The organism is Ensifer adhaerens (genome assembly GCF_002007205.1).
Lineage (GTDB): Bacteria > Pseudomonadota > Alphaproteobacteria > Rhizobiales > Rhizobiaceae > Ensifer > Ensifer adhaerens_D.
This window is the reverse complement of the sequence record NZ_LAZS01000018.1, coordinates 1-1567: the sequence shown is the minus strand read 5'-3', so window position 1 is coordinate 1567 and position 1567 is coordinate 1. Positions and strand designations below refer to the sequence as shown.

The following is a 1567-nucleotide window of genomic DNA, read 5'->3' as shown; positions in this document are numbered from 1 at the left end:
ACGGAGGTCCGTGCGGCCCGCCTCCCGAATTCACATGTTCGGGTAGACCGGGCCTTCGCCGCCTTGTGGCGGCACCCAGTTGATGTTCTGGTTCGGGTCCTTGATGTCGCAGGTCTTGCAGTGCACGCAGTTCTGCGCGTTGATGACGAAGACCGGCTTGCCGTCCTTCTCCACCCACTCGTAGACGCCGGCCGGACAGTAGCGCGTCGACGGGCCGGCATAGATGTCGTGCTCGGAACGCTGCTGCAGCTCCATGTCCTTGACCTGCAGATGCACCGGCTGGTCTTCCTCGTGGTTGGTGTTCGACAGGAACACCGAGGACAGCCGGTCGAAGGTCAGGACGCCATCGGGCTTCGGATAGTCGATCTTCTGGTGTTGGGCGGCGGGCTCAAGGCTTTGCGCATCGGTCTTGCCGTGCTTCAGCGTGCCGAAGAACGAGAAGCCGAACAGCTGGTTGGTCCACATGTCGAGACCGCCGAGCGCGACGCCGATTGCCGTGCCGAACTTCGACCACAGCGGCTTGACGTTTCTCACCCGCTTCAGGTCCTGGCCGATGGCGCTGTCGCGCCAGCCGCGTTCGATCTCGATCGGCTCGTCATTGGCGCGGCCGGAGGCGATTGCTGCCGCCAGCTTCTCGGCGGCAAGAATGCCTGACAGCACCGCATTGTGGCTGCCCTTGATGCGCGGCACGTTGACGAGACCGGCCGAACAGCCGATCAGCGCGCCGCCGGGGAACGACAGCTTCGGCACCGACTGGTAACCGCCCTCGGTGATCGCACGCGCGCCGTAGGAGAGCCGCTTGCCACCCTCAAACGTGCCGCGGATCGCCGGATGTGTCTTGAAGCGCTGGAACTCCTCGAACGGGAAGAGATAGGGGTTCTTGTAGTTGAGGTGCACGACGAAGCCGACGGCAACCATGTTGTCTTCGAGGTGGTAGAGGAACGAACCGCCACCGGTCTTCATGCCGAGCGGCCAGCCGAACGAGTGCTGCACCAGACCCGGACGATGGTTTTCCGGCTTCACCTGCCAGAGCTCCTTGAGACCAATGCCGAACTTCTGAACGTCGCTGTCCCTGGAGAGATCGAACTTGGCGATCAGCTGCTTGGCGAGCGAACCGCGCACGCCCTCGCCGATCAACGTGTATTTGCCCAAGAGCGCCATGCCGCGGGCGAAGTTCGGTCCCGGCTCGCCGTTCCTCTCGATGCCCATGTCGCCGGTGGCAACGCCGATGACCGCACCCTCGTCGTTGTAGAGCACTTCGGTCGCGGCAAAACCCGGATAGATCTCAACGCCGAGTTCTTCCGCCTTTGTCGCCAGCCAGCGACAGACGTTGCCGAGCGAGACGATGTAGTTGCCGTGATTGTTCATCAGCGGCGGCATCAGGAAGTTCGGCAGGCGGATCGAGCCGGCCGGGCCTAAGAACAGGAAGTGGTCGTCCGTCACCTCCGTCTTGAACGGATGGTCGGCCTCGTCGCGCCAGCCCGGCAGCAGCCGGTCGATGCCGATCGGGTCGACGACCGCGCCCGACAGGATATGCGCGCCGACCTCGGCGCCCTTTTCGAGCACC

The 1567-nt window shown here is 63.9% G+C and carries 1 protein-coding gene; it reads right to left on the bottom strand.

Translation table 11 applies throughout. The features are described 5' to 3' along the window. Nucleotides 1-30 precede the first annotated feature (30 nt). Nucleotides 31-1567: electron transfer flavoprotein-ubiquinone oxidoreductase (locus tag XB14_RS32360; protein WP_143348649.1), on the bottom strand; the 1537-nt coding region annotated here is incomplete at its 5' end.